Annotated in this window: 14 protein-coding genes; 4 read left to right on the forward strand and 10 right to left on the reverse strand. The window is 62.1% G+C overall.

Going from position 1 to position 12,765, the window contains the following annotated elements; all coding sequences use genetic code 11:
* Position 1: 1 nt before the first annotated feature.
* The 3 genes from AC2444_RS19590 to AC2444_RS19600 all read right to left on the reverse strand — a co-directional run bounded on the left by AC2444_RS19590 (position 2) and on the right by AC2444_RS19600 (position 2,927).
* Positions 2 to 925, reverse strand: coding sequence for a prephenate/arogenate dehydrogenase family protein (locus AC2444_RS19590; protein WP_012759184.1), 924 nt, complete (start codon positions 923 to 925; stop codon positions 2 to 4).
* Positions 922 to 2,019: a histidinol-phosphate transaminase gene (hisC, locus tag AC2444_RS19595; protein ID WP_020487039.1), complete on the reverse strand. Its 1,098-nt coding sequence runs from the start codon at positions 2,017 to 2,019 to the stop codon at positions 922 to 924. The genes AC2444_RS19590 and hisC overlap by 4 nt, the downstream gene beginning before the upstream one ends.
* 131 nt (positions 2,020 to 2,150) lie before the next feature.
* Positions 2,151 to 2,927 (reverse strand): class I SAM-dependent methyltransferase, encoded by a 777-nt coding sequence (locus AC2444_RS19600; protein ID WP_017995330.1) that lies wholly within the window; start codon positions 2,925 to 2,927, stop codon positions 2,151 to 2,153.
* 53 nt (positions 2,928 to 2,980) lie between these two features.
* Here AC2444_RS19600 and gloB point away from each other — a divergent pair, with 53 nt between their 5' ends.
* Together gloB and AC2444_RS19610 are read left to right on the forward strand one after the other, a co-directional pair.
* A complete protein-coding gene (gene gloB, locus AC2444_RS19605; RefSeq protein ID WP_012759187.1) occupies positions 2,981 to 3,751 on the forward strand; it encodes a hydroxyacylglutathione hydrolase in 771 nt (256 codons plus the stop codon).
* Positions 3,751 to 4,173, forward strand: coding sequence for a cupin domain-containing protein (locus tag AC2444_RS19610; RefSeq protein WP_012759188.1), 423 nt, complete (start codon positions 3,751 to 3,753; stop codon positions 4,171 to 4,173). The genes gloB and AC2444_RS19610 overlap by 1 nt, the downstream gene beginning before the upstream one ends.
* Positions 4,174 to 4,234: 61 nt before the next feature.
* On the opposite strand, the gene yddG is transcribed toward AC2444_RS19610, so the two are convergent.
* Together yddG and AC2444_RS19620 are read right to left on the reverse strand one after the other, a co-directional pair.
* Positions 4,235 to 5,125: an aromatic amino acid exporter YddG gene (gene yddG / locus AC2444_RS19615; protein ID WP_012759189.1), complete on the reverse strand. Its 891-nt coding sequence runs from the start codon at positions 5,123 to 5,125 to the stop codon at positions 4,235 to 4,237.
* 30 nt (positions 5,126 to 5,155) lie between these two features.
* Complete coding sequence (locus AC2444_RS19620; RefSeq protein ID WP_012759190.1) at positions 5,156 to 5,938, reverse strand: DUF3108 domain-containing protein; 783 nt, start codon at positions 5,936 to 5,938, stop codon at positions 5,156 to 5,158.
* Positions 5,939 to 6,180: 242 nt separating this feature from the next.
* Here AC2444_RS19620 and rpmB point away from each other — a divergent pair, with 242 nt between their 5' ends.
* Both rpmB and AC2444_RS19630 read left to right on the forward strand, forming a co-directional pair.
* The gene (gene rpmB / locus AC2444_RS19625; protein WP_003543341.1) at positions 6,181 to 6,477 is read left to right on the forward strand and encodes a 50S ribosomal protein L28; all 297 of its coding nucleotides are present in this window, start codon (positions 6,181 to 6,183) and stop codon (positions 6,475 to 6,477) included.
* 116 nt (positions 6,478 to 6,593) lie between these two features.
* Positions 6,594 to 7,229, forward strand: coding sequence for a queuosine precursor transporter (locus AC2444_RS19630; RefSeq protein ID WP_012759191.1), 636 nt, complete (start codon positions 6,594 to 6,596; stop codon positions 7,227 to 7,229).
* Here AC2444_RS19630 and AC2444_RS19635 read toward each other — a convergent pair whose 3' ends face one another.
* From AC2444_RS19635 to AC2444_RS19655, 5 genes are all read right to left on the reverse strand, one after another.
* Complete coding sequence (locus AC2444_RS19635; RefSeq protein ID WP_012759192.1) at positions 7,230 to 7,796, reverse strand: ATP-binding protein; 567 nt, start codon at positions 7,794 to 7,796, stop codon at positions 7,230 to 7,232.
* A 76-nt stretch (positions 7,797 to 7,872) separates the two neighbouring features.
* Positions 7,873 to 8,910, reverse strand: coding sequence for an esterase-like activity of phytase family protein (locus AC2444_RS19640; RefSeq protein ID WP_012759193.1), 1,038 nt, complete (start codon positions 8,908 to 8,910; stop codon positions 7,873 to 7,875).
* Positions 8,911 to 8,923: 13 nt separating this feature from the next.
* Positions 8,924 to 10,825 (reverse strand): cobaltochelatase subunit CobT, encoded by a 1,902-nt coding sequence (cobT, locus tag AC2444_RS19645; protein ID WP_012759194.1) that lies wholly within the window; start codon positions 10,823 to 10,825, stop codon positions 8,924 to 8,926.
* 12 nt (positions 10,826 to 10,837) lie between these two features.
* A complete protein-coding gene (cobS, locus tag AC2444_RS19650; RefSeq protein WP_012759195.1) occupies positions 10,838 to 11,830 on the reverse strand; it encodes a cobaltochelatase subunit CobS in 993 nt (330 codons plus the stop codon).
* Positions 11,831 to 12,141: 311 nt separating this feature from the next.
* The gene (locus AC2444_RS19655; protein WP_012759196.1) at positions 12,142 to 12,759 is read right to left on the reverse strand and encodes a J domain-containing protein; all 618 of its coding nucleotides are present in this window, start codon (positions 12,757 to 12,759) and stop codon (positions 12,142 to 12,144) included.
* Positions 12,760 to 12,765 lie beyond the last annotated feature (6 nt).

Here is a 12,765-nt window from a genome sequence, read left to right on the forward strand (position 1 = left end):
GCTACTTCTTGTCCAGCGCGTGGCGGCCGAAATCCGGCGCGTCGACATCCTGGCCGGCCTGGACGATCGAACGGCGGATGGCGCGCGTGCGGGTGAAGAGTTCGAAAATCTTGTCGCCCTCGCCCCAGCGGATGGCGCGCTGCAGATAGGCGAGATCCTCCGAGAAGCGCGCCAGCATTTCGAGGATCGCATCGCGGTTATGCAGGCAGACGTCGCGCCACATCGTCGGGTCGGAGGCGGCGAGGCGAGTGAAATCACGAAAGCCAGAGGCGGAATATTTGATGACTTCCGACTCCGTCACCGTCTCCAGATCGTCGGCGGTGCCGACGATATTGTAGGCGATGATATGCGGCAGGTGCGAGACGATGGCGAGCACCTTGTCGTGATGTTCGGCATCCATTTCGTCGACCTTCGAGCCCAACGCTTCCCAGAAGCTGCGCAGCCGCTTCAAAGCGGTCTCATCGGTATCCGCGACCGGCGTGAAGATGCACCAACGGCCTTCGAAGAGGCCGGGGAAGCCGGCATCCGGGCCGGATTTCTCCGTACCGGCCAGCGGGTGGCCGGGGATGAAATGCACATTATCAGGCATATGCGGCAGCATCTGCGCAATGACAGAAGCCTTGGTGGAGCCGACATCGGTGACGATCGCCCCGGGCTTCAGGCTTGCCGAAATCTCCTTCGCCACACTTTCCGAAGCGCCGACCGGCACCGAGACGATCACCAGATCGGCATCCTTGACGGCATCCTGTGAAGACGTCGTGTAGCGGTCGCCGAGGCCGAGTTCCTCCGCACGCTTCAGCGTATCGGGGCTGCGCGTGGCGACGACGATCTCCCTTGCAAGACCAAGCCGCCTGATGTCATAGGCGAGCGAAGAGCCGATCAGGCCGATGCCGATCAGCGCGATCCGATCGAACTGCACACTCATGCCTGATGACCCATGAATTCGGTGAGCGCGGCAATCACGCCGCGGTTGGCCTCTTCGGGGCCGATGCTCATGCGCAGCGCATTGGCGAAACCATAGCCGCGCACGGCGCGCAGGATGTAGCCGCGGCTCGTCAACAAATCATCGGCATCCGCGGCGCGCTTGCCGTCGATCTCGGGGAAATGAATGAGGACGAAATTGGCGACGGACGGCGTCACCTTCAACCCGATCGCTTCGAGTGCCTGGGTGAGCGTCTCGACCCACATCTGATTGAAGGAGACGGCCTGCTGGATGAAGGCCTGGTCGCGGATGGCAGCGGCAGCGGCGGCGATTGCCGGCGCGTTCAAGTTGAACGGCGCGCGCACGCGATTCAGCGCATCGACGATCTCGGCGGGCGCATACATCCAGCCGACGCGCAGCGCCGCAAGGCCATAAGCCTTCGAGAAGGTGCGGGTCATCACCACGTTGGCATTGGAGGAGACGACCTCGATGCCGGCTTCATAATCGTTGCGGCGCACATATTCGGCATAGGCGGCATCGAGCACGAGGACGACATGTTTCGGCAGTCCGGCCTGAAGGCGGCGGATCTCGCTGACGGAAACATAGGTGCCGGTTGGATTGCCGGGATTGGCGATGAAGACGATCTTCGTCTTCTCGGTCACCGCGGCAAGGATCGCATCGACATCGACGGTATAGTCTTTCTCCTTGACGACAACAGGCGTGGCGCCGGCGCCCAGGATCTGGATCTTGTAGACGAGGAAGCCGTGCTCGGTGATGATGCCCTCGTCGCCGGCACCGAGATAGACATGGCAGAGCAAGCCGAGCAGTTCGTCGGAACCGTTGCCGCAGAGAATGTTTGCCGGATTGAGGCCGTGCACGGCGGCAATCGCCTCACGCAGTTCGATCGCCTGCCCGTCAGGATAACGCCCCAGATTGTCGGCAACCGTCTTGAAGGCTTCGATTGCCTTCGGGCTGGCGCCGAGCGGCGTTTCGTTGGACGAAAGCTTGTAGACGCGGGCAACACCCGGCGCATGTTCCTTGCCCGGCACATAGGCTGCGATATCGAGAATACCGGGACGCGGAACGGGCTTGCTCATCTCAACGCTCATGGGTTCGACCTTGGAATTGCCGGAAATCCGGGCTGAAAAACACCAAGTGGCATTAAAGCGGAATGAGATTGTTGTCGAGACCTATGGGCGTGACACAAGCAGTTGGAGACCGCCGAGAGCTACCTGCTGCGTGTGGTCGGCACGCCATGCGGTGCGAGAACCGGCACGAAGACGCGGCGGGAGGCCCGCGCCGCCACCGGCAGCCCCTGATAGAGCCGCTTCTGCGCTTCGACGATGATGACGCCCGAGAAGGCCGGCCACAGCGTTCGACCGATCCGCTCGAAGGCGCGGCGAAGCCGCAGGATGGTCCTCAACTTCGAGGGCGGGAAGAACAGCGCTTCAGCCGTCGCGCCCGGGGTGAAATTCGTCTCGCGCAGCAGATTGGTCAACTGACCGCGGGAATAGGGCCGGCCCGAACCGAAGGGTGTATGCTCCATGCGTGCCCAGACGCCGCGCCGGTTCGGCACGACGATGACCAGCCGTCCACCCGGCGCCAGCACCCGCCAGAGCTCCTTCAGCGTCTCGCGCGGGCTTTCGGCGAATTCCAGCGAATGCACCATCAGCACCCGGTCGATCGACGAATCCGGCAGCGGCAGTTCCTCGTCGAAGACAAGCGCCGTCGTCGAGAGCGAGCCCATCGGCCAATTCACCGCGCCCTGCCCGGCCGGCATGAAAGCGAAGGTACGCTCGGTATCGGCCTGGAAGCGATCGAGGAAGGGCACGGCATAACCGAGACCGACCAGACGCTCCTGCGGCAGCCGCACCCAGAGCGAGGACAGCGCCATGGCGATCGACTGCTCGGCAAGACGTCCGAGCTCGGAATGATAGAACTGGCGTAAGTCGACGATATCGGCGTGCATTGCGACAAATGTTATCAGCGGGCGGTTGGACTTCAAGGCCGGAACCTCTACATTTCCGCGAGACTCCTGGGATAAGGGATTATTGAACGATGAAACCTTTGGAAATAGACGTTTTTCTCTGCCGCACCGACAATTTCGGCGTTCTCGTGCACGATCCGGAGACAGGCTTTACCGCGGCGATCGATGCGCCGGAGGAGGCGCCGATCCTGGAAGCGGCGACACGTCGCGGCTGGAAAATCACCCATATCTTCACCACTCATCATCACACCGACCATGTCACTGCCAACCTGGCGCTGAAGGAACAATTCGGCTGCGAGATCATCGGCCCGATCAACGAGGCCGTCGCCATTCCCGGCCTCGATCGGACGATGGCCGATGGCGACAGCTTCCTTTTCGGCGATCACACCGTCAACGTCATCGAGACACCCGGCCACACCGCCGGCCACATCTGCTATCACTTCGTCGATGACAAGCTGCTGTTTGCAGCCGACACGCTGTTTGCGCTCGGCTGCGGCCGGCTGTTCGAACGCCCGGCCGCCGATATGTGGCATTCCCTGCAGAAACTCGCCGTGTTGCCCGATGAGACCGCCATCTACTTCGGCCATGAATACACATTGTCCAATGCCCGCTTCGCGCTGACCGTCGATCCCGACAATGAGCGACTGAAGAGCCGCGCCGCCGAGATCGAGGCCTTGCGCGCCGATGGCAAATTCACCATCCCGACGACATTGGGGCTGGAAAAGGAAACCAACCCGTTCCTGCGCGCCGCCGATCCGGCGATCCGCCGCAATCTGCTGATGGAAGGCAAGACCAACGAGGAAGTCTTTGCAGAGATCCGCAAGCGCAAGGACCATTTCTGATGTCGCCTGAGGACATCATCCGCGAACTCGGCATGCAGCCGCATCCCGAAGGTGGCTGGTACGTGCAGACATTCCGCGATACGGCGGGCGGGGAACGCGGCCACTCGACAGCGATCTATTACCTGCTGACCAGGGGACAGCGTTCGCACTGGCATCGCGTCCATGACGCGGCGGAGGCCTGGCATTATTACGCCGGCGCGCCGCTCTCGCTGCACCGCTCGGAAGACGGAACGGCAAGCCAAACCCTGACGCTCGGAACCAACCTGTCCGCCGGCGAGCGGCCGCAGGCGATCATTCCCGCCAATTGGTGGCAATCGGCCGAAACCCTCGGCGATTTCACCCTGGTCGGCTGCACCGTCTCGCCCGGCTTCGAGTTTTCGAGCTTCGAGATGGCGCCGCCCGGTTGGAAGCCCGGCGGCTAGAGCATGATGCCGAAAAGTGTGAGCGGTTTTCGGGCGACACCATGCTCCAACTATCTAAGGCCTATTCTGCTGCTGCGGGCTGCGCCTGGCTCTTGCGGCGGAACATGTCCTGGGCGGCGAGCACCGCCCCGCCGGTGACGAGCACGCAGGCGAGAGCAATGCGCCAGCTCGGCTCGGCAAATCCAAACAGCAGCAGAATAAGCGTCGAAAGCAGAGGTGCGGCGTAACTTGCCGCGCCGAGAATCTGGATATCGCCGTTCTTGACGCCGTAATCCCACGCGTAGAAGGCAGCCCCGACCGGAAAGAGCCCAAGCCCGGCGACGGCGACCCACTCGAAACTCGTTGCCGACCAGACGGTCGTCTCCAGGCCGAGATGGCAGAGCAACGACAGCATGGATGTCGCAAGGCAGAAGCCGGTGACGACATCCGTGGAGACGGCGTCGAAACGCCGCGTCAGCAGCGAATAGCCGGACCATGTGAAGGCGCAGAGAAAGGCGGCACCGTAACCGACGGCATAGGCGCCGTCGAAATCGATGCCGTTGCGACCGACGATCAGGAAGGTACCGCAAAGTCCGGCAAGCGCACCCGCCGCATGATACCAGTGCAACCGTTCGCCCGGCAGCAGCGCCGAACCGACGACGATCAACAGCGGCCAGAGATAGGCGACCAGCCCCGCCTCCACCGCCGGCGCGTTCCGGAGCGCGGTAAAATAGAGGAAGTGATAACCGAACAGCCCCGCAATGCCGGTTATCCAGACCTTGGCCGGCTGCTTCAGCAGCGCCAGCCGCGCGGGATTGAGGATAAGCACGACGAGGCCGGGAATGCTGCCGATCGCAAAGCAGACGGCCGAAAGCTGGAACGGTGGCATCTTGCCGGAGGCGGCCGTGAACAACGCCAGGAACGACCACATCAGAATGGCCGTAAAGCCGATCAACGTCGCGCGAAGCTTCACCTGTCCCCCTTCACGGAGGCAGAAGCCCCGTCAGCTGTTGCTGCCGTATTTGACGGCAGTGATCGTCACCATTCCATATTCGGTTGGAATGCGCACATAAACAGGAGCGTATACATTTGCCGCGTCCGACTTGGCAAACCAGATTTCCATGCGATCGCTCTTGCTCAGATAGTCGATATCCTTGCGGCCCTTCTTGTAGCCCGAGCGCGGCACGAAGCGGACGCTGCAGACGGTCGCCTTGCCCTTGAACCCATTGGTGGAAAAATCCTCGTCGCCCTTCGGCGACAGCACCAGATCCATGCGCGTCTCGCCGTCGAAGATCGGCAGCGTCTGCGAGCAGACCTTGGTATCGCCGGTGAAGACCAGGCCGGAGATCGGATCGAGCACCGAGCGCATGTCGCGCGGCGTGACGTCGATCCAGTTCTTCGGGCGCTTCGGCATCGGTGTCGTCGTCGCCGAGATGATGTTGCCGTTGCGGTAGCTGACCTCGTAGACGCGGGCCTTCCTCTTGCCGCTCTTGTAGTAGAGCGAGTATTTCTGCGCCTGCAATCTGTCATTGCGCACGACGCCGCTCACGCTGGTCTTGGCCGAAATCGTCGTGATGAGATCGGCAAGACCGGCGGAATTGATGCTCCCGGCGATCTTGTAGCTGTGATCGTCCTCGATCTGCGTCAGGAACGCGGCGCGCGCGATCGGCAGCCCGGCGAGCGCCACCCGGTATTCCGTCCGATGCTGGATTTCGGCCGCCGATGCGGGTATGGCAAGAAGTGCGGCGATGGCCGAAATGAAAATCCGTCTGCCCGAATGAGCCATGGAAAAAAGCCTTGTCTTGCTGCGCGCTGGCAACCTTTGCTGAGCGGTCTATACTCCTGCCGCGAAGGGAAGAAAACAGCAGCTTTTTGACAGAATTGCGGGAAAGGCCAAGGTTTGGCTTGACGCGAGCAGCCTGTCTGACTATAGAACCGCAACTTTCCAATCATGCCCGTTGGATTGCGCGCCTGGTTTTGCCGGGAATGGCAATTCGATGGCCCGAGAAAAACAAGAATAGGTGTTCCATGTCCCGCGTGTGCGAATTGACCGGCAAGGCCGTCCTGACTGGTAACAATGTCAGCCATGCCAACAACAAGACCAAGCGCCGGTTCCTGCCGAACCTGTGCCAGGTCACGCTGATTTCCGACGCTCTCAACCAGCGTTATCGTCTTCGCGTTTCGGCTGCCGCTCTTCGCACCGTCGAGCATCGTGGCGGCCTCGATGCCTTCCTGCTGAAGGCCAGCGAAAACGAATTGTCGATGCGCGCGCGCCTGTTGCGCCGTCAGATCGCCAAGAAGACCGCCGAAGCCGCTGCTGCGTAAGCTTCCTTCTGCCCTTCTTTCATACGGCTTCAAAAGGCTTGAACGGATAATACCGGACAAGCCTTTTGCTTTGCCGGTTTGCTCCTCCAACTGGTGGCATCACCCAGGATAAAAAAATGCTGAAGACCCGCTATACCATCGCCTATGTCGCGCTGATGACGCTCGTCGTCGTCGCCTCCAACTTCCTCGTCCAGTTTCCGCTGAACGCCGAAGTCGCCGGCATCAACCTTGCCGACATCCTGACCTGGGGCGCCTTCTCCTATCCGATCGCTTTCCTGATCACCGACCTGACCAACCGTCAGTTCGGCCCGCAGGCAGCCCGCAAGGTCGTCTTTGCCGGCTTCGTCGTCGGTGTGACGCTCTCCTTCTTCACCTCGGTGCCACGCATCGCCATCGCCTCCGGCTCGGCCTATCTCGCCGGCCAGTTGCTCGATATCGCCGTCTTCAACCGCCTTCGCCGCCAGGCCTGGTGGCGCGCGCCGCTGGTCGGTTCGCTGATCGGCTCGGCGCTCGATACGGTGATGTTCTTCTCGCTTTCCTTCGCCGCGTTCTTCGTCTTCCTCGGCCCGAACGACCCCTTTGCGCTGGAAGCAGCCCCCGTCCTCGGCGTTTTCGCCACGGAGGCTCCGCGATGGATTTCCTGGGCGATCGGCGATTTCGTCGTGAAGATGATCGTCGGCCTCGTCATGCTGCTGCCTTATGGCGCGCTGATGAACGTGCTGCGGCCGATGCAGGCCGCTCGCGCCAGCTAATCACGGACGCCGCCGGACCGCACCGGCGGTGATCGCGGGATGCAGCAGAGCCTCGGCAACCAGATCGTCGATATCTCTTGACGAATCGAGCCGCAACACCGGCGCCGTCTGCGTATCCAGCCATTGTTCATGCGCCGCAAGGCTGCGACCCTCGGGGCCGGCCGTCTCATAGCTGGCCGCCCATTCCTGGAATTCCCCGCTTTTAACTTCCATGTCGCCACCAGGCCCGATCCTGTTTCCATATCGGGCAATCTCCCGCACGCGGATGCGCGCCATTCGAAGCCCCGGCTCGATCCTGAGGAATAGGATCAGATCGTAAAGCGGCTCCAATGGCCCACCCCATTTCAGCGCGGATCCGGAGAGGACCCAGCCGTCATGCCGTGCCGCTTCCTCGAGGAGCAGCCGGATGCGCTCGTCGGCATTCCTCGGCGTCGTGAACGGCGGATCGGTCGGCATCCAGAAGAAATCATCAGTGTCGAGATGGGCGATATCGAGCCTTTCGGCAAGCGCATGGCCGAGCGATGTCGTACCGGAACCGGACGCGCCCATGACATGAATATGCACCATGAATCTCCCTGCGAAGACTGCTTCCCGATGCCGCGGGGGATAGCCGAGGCATATGACATCGGTCTGACGTCTTGGATTAATTCCGCTTCTGGGAACTCGGCGCTGCCCACGCGGCCTCTTCCGAAAGCCGGAATTCCAGCATCAGATTGCGCTGCAGGATCGAATGATTGTCGTCCGACACCAGAATGATATGGGTCGTGCCGTCGGCGGCCTGAAAAGCATCGAGCCCTTCCATATTGTCGATCTGCGAGTTGAAATTACCTTCCAGCAGCAATTCGCCGTCAACGACGGCGCCGGGCCTGATGTCGGCGCCCTTGATGCGCCGAAGGCGCATGCCGATGCCTTCGGCCATGTTGAAGCGGCGCTCCAGCAGCAACAGGTCGCCGTTCGGCAGGAAGGCGCCGTCGGTGATGTCGAAGCTGCCATCCCGCTCGACCGAGAAACGTCCTTTCAGCGGCCCGCTGAGAATGGCCGCCATCCGGTTGCCATCGCTGTCGAGACCGCGCTCGGAGATGATGACCACCCCGCCCTTGAGTGGGCTCGATGCCGGCGCCACGGTGATGGTTTCGATACCTCGATTGTCGCTCAGCATCTTCCGCGGGATGAGGATCGGCAGGGTGGCGATCGCTCCCGAGCCGGCAAAGCCGGGATCGGGATAGACATCGACGCGATGAGCCTGCTCGAAGGAGACCAGGATCCGGTCGCCGTCGAGCGCCAGGCCTTCGGCATCCATATGTCCCTTGCCCTCGAAGCTGCGCCCGGCGCTGTTCTTCATCGGCGTGATCTCGACATCCGAAAGGCCGGAAAGCCTGCCCTTGACGTCGCGCTCGATGCTGCCGGTCAGCCACTGGCCGGTATCGAGCACGACGACGAAATGTTTTTGGTCCGGCCGGAAACGGATGGAGGAGAGCGAGCCGAACAGCGCTCGGCTGGACACCATTTCCAGCCCGCCCAGAAATTCCAGCGATCCGAATTGCATCTCCGAAGAGCCGATCCTGAAATCGGAGATTTGCCGGCTAATGACCGGCACGTCGTCGCCGGCCCATGACGAGGAAGCGCCGGCTGCGATACCGAGAGCGATCGACGCCGCACGGCAGAGGCGCTTGACCGTCATTCTTCCAGCGGCGTCAGCCGGCACGGCGTATCCGGCCGCCGCGCGGCTGCACGGATTGGTCTTCGAAAAGCGAGGCAAGCTGCTCGGTCATCGCACCGGCAAGCTCGTCCGCATCGACGATCGTCACGGCGCGGCGATAGTAGCGCGTCACGTCATGGCCGATGCCGATCGCCAGCAACTCGACAGGCGAGCGTGTCTCGATCTGCTCGATGACGGCACGCAGGTGCCGCTCCAGATAATTGCCCGGATTGACCGACAGCGTCGAATCGTCCACTGGCGCTCCGTCCGAGATCATCATCAGGATGCGGCGCTGCTCGCGGCGCGCGAGCAGGCGATTATGCGCCCAGATCAGCGCCTCGCCGTCGATATTTTCCTTGAGCAGGCCCTCGCGCATCATCAGCCCGAGATTGGCGCGCGCGCGCCGCCACGGCGCGTCGGCCGACTTGTAGATGATATGACGCAGGTCGTTGAGGCGGCCAGGCGTCTGCGGCTTGCCGCCGGCAAGCCAGCTTTCACGCGCCTGCCCGCCCTTCCAGGCCTTGGTCGTAAAGCCCAGGATCTCGACCTTGACGCCGCAGCGCTCCAGCGTGCGGGCGAGAATATCAGCGCAAGTGGCGGCAACCGTGATCGGCCGGCCGCGCATCGAGCCGGAATTGTCGATGAGCAGGGTAACGACAGTATCGCGGAACTGGGTGTCGCGCTCCATCTTGAAGGAGAGCGCCTGCATCGGATCGATGATGATGCGCTGCAGCCGGGCCGGATCGAGATAACCCTCTTCCAGGTCGAAATCCCAGGAGCGGTTCTGCTGCGCCATCAGGCGGCGCTGCAGCCGGTTGGCGAGACGGCCGACCGCGCCCTGGAGATGCGCCAGCTGCTTGTCGAGGAAGGCGCGCAGGCGCTCCAGCTCGGCGGCGTCGCAAAGTTCCTCGGCGGTGATGATCTCGTCGAACTCTTCGGTAAAGACGTGATAATCGACCTTCTCGTTGAAATCGGCAAAAGGCGTATTCGGCCGGCGGGTCTCGCCCGGCGTTTCCGAATCGTCCTCGCCCTCTTCCATCATGTCGTCGTCGGAGATTTCGGCGCCTTCGGTCTCGCCGTCCTCCATCTGCTCGTCGGCGACCTCACTGTCCTCGACGGGGGCGGCATCGGTACCGGCATCCTCGTCGACCTCGTCCTGGTCCTGTTCGTCGCCGCTCGGCTGGTCTTCCTGCTCCGACTGGTCGTCATTGTCGGCGTCGCTGTCATCGTCGCCGTATTCCTCGGCCATTTCCATCGCCGACAGCATGTTGCGGATGACCTTGGCGAAGGCCTGCTGGTCGTTGATCGCGCTCGACAGATTGTCGAGTTCGGACCCTGCCTTGTCCTCGATAAAGTCGCGCCAGAGGTCCAGCACCTTGCCGGCGGAGGCTGGCGGGCGCTGGCCAGTCAGCTTCTCGCGCACCATCATCGCAACCGCTTCGCCGACCGGTGCGTCTTCCTGGCGCTCGATGCCGGTCAAATTCGCCTTGGAATATTTCTCTTCCGTCATGGAGCGCAGGTTCGATGCCATGCCCTCCATGCGCAGCGCGCCGATCGATTCGACGCGCGCCTGTTCGACTACATCGAAGATCGCCCGGGCGTCCGAGCCTTGCGGCGCCATCGTCGCATGCATCTTCTCGTCATGGCAGGCGAGCCGCAGCGCCATCGAATCGCCGAGACCACGGGTGACCGCCAGCTCATGCGCCGTCGGCCGTTTGGAAAGTTCCGGCAGCCGAATGCGCTCGCCGGTCATCCCCGGCCGCTCATTGGCGAAGGTCACCTCGACGTCGCCGTCACCGGCGATCGAGCGCACGCAGCCGGTTATCGCCCGGCGCAATGGCTCGACGTCGACAGGCGCGCCGGGCTTTGCTTTCGAATTGTCACCGCGAGCTGCCATGATCGGTCGGTCTCAAGCCCCGAGAACGATGTTGGCGGCACTTTCCTTCAGCTCGACGCCGAAGGCGCGCTGATAATGCTCGGCGACCAACGGACGCTCCAGCTCGTCGCACTTGTTGAGGAAGGTGACGCGGAAGGCGAAGGCGAGATCGCCGAAGATTTCGGCGTTTTCGGCCCAGGTGATAACCGTACGCGGGCTCATGACGGTCGAGAGATCGCCGTTCATGAAGGCGGCACGCGTCAGGTCGGCGACGCGCACCATCTTCGAAACCGTCTCACGGCCGTTCTTGTCCTTGCCGAAGCTCTTCACCTTGGCGGCGACGATATTCACTTCGTGATCATGCGGCAGGTAGTTCAGCGTGGTGACGATCGACCAGCGGTCCATCTGCGCCTGGTTGATCTGCTGCGTGCCGTGATAGAGGCCGGTCGTGTCGCCGAGGCCGATCGTGTTCGCAGTCGCAAACAGACGGAAGGCCGGGTGCGGCCGAATGACGCGGCTCTGATCGAGCAGCGTCAGGCGCCCGGAGGATTCGAGTACGCGCTGAATCACGAACATCACATCGGGGCGGCCGGCATCATATTCGTCGAAGACCAGCGCGACATTGTGCTGATAGGCCCAGGGCAGGATGCCGTCTTTGAATTCGGTGACCTGCAGCCCGTCCTTGACGACGATCGCATCCTTGCCGACGAGATCGATACGGCTGACATGGCTATCGAGGTTGATGCGCACGCAAGGCCAGTTGAGCCGCGCCGCCACCTGCTCGATATGCGAGGACTTGCCCGTGCCGTGATAGCCGGAAATCATCACGCGGCGGTTATGGGCGAAGCCTGCGAGAATGGCGAGCGTCGTGTCGCGGTCGAACAGGTAGTCGGTGTCGAGGTCCGGAACATAGGCGTCGCCCTTGCTGTAGGCGGGAACGCGAATGTCGGAATCGATGCCGAAGGCCTCGCGGACCGAAACGGTGGTATCGGGCAGTTCTGATATATCCAGGTCGATCTTGCTCATCGTGTCTCCAAGGCGGGTGATGCCACCCGGCCATACTGTCTCAGGCCATGTCGCAACCCAGACGCCGCGTTTTTTTATTCCGCGCCCGTTCAGGTCGGAACGTCGGCGATGCTTCTCCGGGACTGAAACGAAACCTCGGCGGGATAATGACCGCGTGCGAGCATTCTTGAAAGAGTCCCGGACAAGAAACGCCGCGTCCGGAAGGTCGGCGGAGGCGATGTCGGGAAAACGCACAAATATGAGCCGCGTTTGCCTGCGGCCTCAGCCGATTTGGACCATACCCGATTGAAGCCTAAGAGCAAGGACGGGAATTAACAAAAACCGTTCTGCTTCAACAATTGATAGGCCTGGATGACGGCGCGGAAACGCTCCTCCGAGCCGCGGTCGCCGCCATTGGCATCCGGATGGTGTTTCTTCACCAGTTCCTTGTAGCGGCTCTTGATCTCCGCCGATGTCGCATTGGCGTCGAGGCTCATCGTTTCGAAGGCCTTGGTCTCAAGCGATTTCAGCTTGCGCGCCTGGGGAAAACGCGGTCCGCTGCCCTTGCCGCCTTCCTTGACGAAGCCGAAGGGATCGCGAACGCGGGTATAGGCGCCGGAGCGGATCTCCGAATGCAGCGGACTGTCCTTCGCCGCCTTGTTGACGCCGACCGTCCATGTCGGCCGATGGCCGGTGATCGCCTCTTTCTGGTAACGCGCGATCTCGCCGTCCGAAAGACCGGAGAAATAATTGTAGCCCTTGTTGTATTCCTTGACGTGCTCGAAGCAGAACAAGAAGAACTGGCCTTCCGCATTGCGGCCGACCGGAGCGCGATGCGCGCCCTTCTTGTCACACCCGTCCCATTGACAGGTAGGCGGCGCCTGCTCTGTCTCCGGCTCGCGTTTGCGGCGTGTTCGGATGCGATCGAAATATTTGGAATCAAGTCTCATGACGGC

The sequence above is a fragment of the Rhizobium sp. WSM1328 genome (genome assembly GCF_057653715.1).

Bases quoted from the DNA above. Each gene is read 5' to 3' on its own strand.
- AC2444_RS19590 (WP_012759184.1), bottom strand. From the start codon at position 925: ATGAGTGTGCAGTTCGATCGGATCGCGCTGATCGGCATCGGCCTGATC.
- hisC (WP_020487039.1), bottom strand. From the start codon at position 2,019: ATGAGCAAGCCCGTTCCGCGTCCCGGTATTCTCGATATCGCAGCCTAT.
- gloB (WP_012759187.1), top strand. From the start codon at position 2,981: ATGAAACCTTTGGAAATAGACGTTTTTCTCTGCCGCACCGACAATTTC.
- AC2444_RS19610 (WP_012759188.1), top strand. From the start codon at position 3,751: ATGTCGCCTGAGGACATCATCCGCGAACTCGGCATGCAGCCGCATCCC.
- AC2444_RS19620 (WP_012759190.1), bottom strand. From the start codon at position 5,938: ATGGCTCATTCGGGCAGACGGATTTTCATTTCGGCCATCGCCGCACTT.
- rpmB (WP_003543341.1), top strand. From the start codon at position 6,181: ATGTCCCGCGTGTGCGAATTGACCGGCAAGGCCGTCCTGACTGGTAAC.
- AC2444_RS19630 (WP_012759191.1), top strand. From the start codon at position 6,594: ATGCTGAAGACCCGCTATACCATCGCCTATGTCGCGCTGATGACGCTC.
- AC2444_RS19635 (WP_012759192.1), bottom strand. From the start codon at position 7,796: ATGGTGCATATTCATGTCATGGGCGCGTCCGGTTCCGGTACGACATCG.
- AC2444_RS19640 (WP_012759193.1), bottom strand. From the start codon at position 8,910: ATGACGGTCAAGCGCCTCTGCCGTGCGGCGTCGATCGCTCTCGGTATC.
- cobT (WP_012759194.1), bottom strand. From the start codon at position 10,825: ATGGCAGCTCGCGGTGACAATTCGAAAGCAAAGCCCGGCGCGCCTGTC.
- cobS (WP_012759195.1), bottom strand. From the start codon at position 11,830: ATGAGCAAGATCGACCTGGATATATCAGAACTGCCCGATACCACCGTT.
- AC2444_RS19655 (WP_012759196.1), bottom strand. From the start codon at position 12,759: ATGAGACTTGATTCCAAATATTTCGATCGCATCCGAACACGCCGCAAA.